Source organism: Dysgonomonas sp. 520, assembly GCF_010501095.1.
In the GTDB taxonomy this organism is placed as follows: Bacteria; Bacteroidota; Bacteroidia; order Bacteroidales; family Dysgonomonadaceae; genus QVMP01.
Genome location: NZ_QVMP01000057.1, coordinates 1 through 1448, shown reverse-complemented (window position 1 = coordinate 1448; position 1448 = coordinate 1). Strand labels below are relative to the sequence as shown.

Annotated in this window: 2 protein-coding genes; both read right to left on the bottom strand. The window is 32.1% G+C overall.

The window, feature by feature from the left end:
• Window positions 1–79: 79 nt before the first annotated feature.
• Window positions 80–628: a hypothetical protein gene (locus tag D0T56_RS16495; protein WP_163321263.1), complete on the bottom strand. Its 549-nt coding sequence runs from the start codon at window positions 626–628 to the stop codon at window positions 80–82.
• On the bottom strand, window positions 625–1347 hold the full coding sequence (locus D0T56_RS16490) for a S24 family peptidase (protein ID WP_163321262.1): 723 nt from the start codon (window positions 1345–1347) through the stop codon (window positions 625–627). Before D0T56_RS16490 ends, D0T56_RS16495 begins: the two co-directional genes overlap by 4 nt.
• Window positions 1348–1448: the final 101 nt, after the last annotated feature.

Genomic DNA, 1448 nt, shown 5'->3' with positions numbered 1-1448 from the left:
AGATGAGTATATATACCTTCATATTTGCAAATGAATTATTTTATATGCAAATATAGTGTATTATAATTGCAAAAAGACTCTATTGTTCGGGATTTATTTCTTTTTCGATATTCAATATCCTAACCATTTTAGTTGGTGCGCTTATAGTAAACCTAACGCCACTTACTACAATTGAGGCTTTATCATTATTGAAATTATCTTTTAACCACTTCGCAACCGCTTCGTAATTCGAACTGTCATAAGGAATAGAAGCTACATAAAGTAAAAATTGTTGAGTGGATTGAATGTCTTTTTGGGTTATGTCTATCATTGCTGTTGCCCTAACTGATTCGAGGTTTTTACGATTAGAACTATATATTTCTACCCTAAAATCTATTCCTTGAACTTTTTTTGATGAAATCCATAGTGATCCAAATTCATTTGGTAAGTATTGGGTTTCGAAGCCTTGTTGTTCCATATTTAAATAAACGTCAGCAGGTTCTAATCCGTTGATATATTTTTCTATGTTTTCTGTTACCTGACTTTCTTGATCTGTTGGGGTGCTTTTAGGAGCAATAATGGCTATAATTAATAGTATGAATATAATTGCTATTGCAATAACTAATATTCTTTGAGTTTTTAAGTTCATGACAAAGTGTTATATCTGATTGACAATTTAACTAAGGCAATAGCCCTGATATCTTTTTTGAGAATGTCTTTAGGATCATGATGTGTGTTGTGACTCACCAAGCGTATATATTTATCTCCTAAATCTGATTTTTGAACATACTTGAACGTTAGGTACTGATCGCCACTAACATCAATATCTAGCAAATACATTTCGCCGTAATACACATCTTCGATACGCTCAATATGTTTGTAACAAACAATATCTCCTGCTTTTAAGATTGGGTACATCGAATCACCCCGGACAAAAATTGCTCCATCACATTTGGGAGCATTAGGTATTGAAATATAATCTAGTGGTATCTGTTGTATCTGACTGCTGAATAATGTTGATAATCCGGCTGATGCTTCAATTTCATATAATGGAATAGACTGTTTTTCTATATTGAAATAGTCATTACGTAAACGGTGTATAGAAATACCATTATCATCAGATTTCATTTCAATATCAATAGTCTCTCTATTTTTGAGCATGTTTCCCTCACCAGTAAGTAACCATGTAGCATTATAAAGGGGATAATTTTCAACTATGGCTTGTACCCATTTAGTTTGTATATCCGATCCATTATTTAAAGCCCTCGATAGTACGCCTTTACTTGCGCCTATCTGCTTTTCGAGTGCAGTGATAGTAATCCCCTCAGTCTCGACTAATCTAGCAATTTGAGTTAAAACATTATTCATGGTTGAAAAATATCAACTTTTTATTGTTTGGTTGAAAATTATCTTCTATCTTTGTTCTTAATCAATGAACAAAATTAATAATAATATGGAGAAAACAGATT